The organism is Anaerosporobacter sp. (assembly GCF_965301125.1).
Genome location: NZ_CBDLAM010000343.1, coordinates 1 through 2,159, shown reverse-complemented (window position 1 = coordinate 2,159; position 2,159 = coordinate 1). Strand labels below are relative to the sequence as shown.

The window sequence follows — 2,159 nt, the reverse complement described above, 5'->3', positions numbered from 1 at the left end:
GCTTAAGAAATATGATAAAAAGATATTAGTTCATACTGTGGACGATGTGGAAGAGGCTCAGAAGTATTTAGATATGGGAGCAGACACCATTTGCACAAACTTTATTTTACCTAATGAGATTGTCGTGAAAGATGATTTAACAGAAACTAAATAAAATGACTTTAGACTAGGATTACTACTCTCCTAGTCTTTTTCTATATCTAAAATTGGAGGAATTAAAATGAAAATAAAACTTAATAATCAAATGGTTTTATCAGCCATCAACTCTCTTTCTGATTTAATGGCAGAAAAACTACCAAGTAAAATTAGTTGGAATTTAAACAAGAATTTTCGTATACTATCAGACCATTTAAAAGACTATACTGAATGCGAATTAACATTAATAAAACGATGTGCATTTAAGGATTCTAATGGAGAAGTTAAATTTAATGAACAGCAGCGGTTTGAAATCATGCCAGAGTATATAGATGAGTACAACAAAGAAATGAAGGATTTGCTTAATTGTGAAGATGAAATTGAAATACATGTAATCAAACTGAGTGACTTAGAAAAAGTAGATGTGTCAGGCAAAACCTTATATAACATAGAATTTATGATAGATGATAAAGAAAATACGTAAAAAACAGAATAAAAACGCTCTTTTATAAGATATGGATAAATTTGTTCCATGTCTATTTTTATGCTCAAATTTAAAGAAATGGAGGTAGAAAATGCCCATAGATAACACTCAAGAACTTAAAGTTGGCATGAATACTACTTTAAGTTACAAGCCAATTATGCTAAAGCAATATGATAAAAATACAAGAAAAATCGAAATTACATTAGTCGACAACAATGGAGTAATTTCCATTCCAAGTGGAGCCTATGCCAAACTACAAGGAACCAATAGAATTGGAGAACCTATTTTAGAAGATTGTGATATAGAGAATAATAAGGTAATTTATACTGCAACTGAAAATTTAACTTCTGAAGCCGGTACCGTACAATGTGAAATTGGGATATATGAGGCTGATTCAAGCGGAGATAAAACCAAAGACAAACTACTACAATCGGCGACCTTTCCTGTCATCATACAAAAATCGGCAATGGATAGGAATGCAATAATTAACTCAGACGAATTTAATACCCTTACAATAATGATTAATACCATCACAGGTTTAGTTGACAGAGCTGAAAGCACGATTGAAGAAATAAATATTGCAATTTCTAATTCTAATATTGCTACTAATAACGCAATTGATGCCACTAATACCTCTAATGAAGCTACAACTAACAATACAAAAAATGTGAACGATGCTATAACTAATATGGCTTCTTTAGTAAATGCAGCAATAACGGAATCAGATACTGCTACACAGGCTAATATAAATATCATCACTACCACAAACCAAACCGTAATAGAAAACGAGAGTGCGAGAATCTCTGCTGAAACCACTAGAAATACAGATGAAATAGCAAGACAAACTCAAGAAGCTAACAGGCAAACCGACACTACTACCGCAATTACAAACGCAAATGCTGCAACAACGAGAGCCAATGTAGCAGCACAAGCTGCTGAAGATATTGTTTCTGGAATTCTCGAATTGCCTGACGTCGGTACACCAGGTATATACACAAAGGTAACTACAGATGAAAAAGGTCGTGTTGCAAGTGGCTCTAATCCTACTGCTATTGAGGATTTAGGAATTACAAATGTATATACCAAAACTGAAGTTGATACGAAATTAGATGACAAAGCAGATAAAACCGAAATACCAACATCTCTACCTGCAAATGGAGGTAATGCAGACACTATAGATAATCTACATGCTAGTGATTTTGCCACAGCAACTCACACTCATAAAGTAGAGCAAATAACTGATTTTCCTAGCACACTTCCAGCGAATGGTGGTAATGCTGATACTGTAGGCGGGAAGTTACCAAGTGCTTTTGCTGCAACAAGTCATACACATACAAAGAGCAATATAACAGACTTCCCGACAAGTTTACCTGCAAATGGAGGTAACTCAGATACTGTAGATAATATTCACATATCTGTAGTAACCTCCCTTCCAACTACTAAAGATGCTAATACTTTATATTTAGTGAAGGGGTGATAAAATGTCTACATTACAAATAGGTGATAGTAAACCAAAAGAAATATATTTTGGCAGTAATAA

Annotated in this window: 2 protein-coding genes; both read left to right on the top strand. The window is 33.6% G+C overall.

Translation table 11 applies throughout. The annotated features are described in order from the left end of the window. Positions 1-220 precede the first annotated feature (220 nt). The gene (locus tag ACW2QF_RS19725) at positions 221-619 is read left to right on the top strand and encodes a hypothetical protein (protein WP_455717723.1); all 399 of its coding nucleotides are present in this window, start codon (positions 221-223) and stop codon (positions 617-619) included. 91 nt (positions 620-710) lie between these two features. Further along, on the top strand, positions 711-2,096 hold the full coding sequence (locus tag ACW2QF_RS19720; RefSeq protein ID WP_455717722.1) for a hypothetical protein: 1,386 nt from the start codon (positions 711-713) through the stop codon (positions 2,094-2,096). Positions 2,097-2,159: the final 63 nt, after the last annotated feature.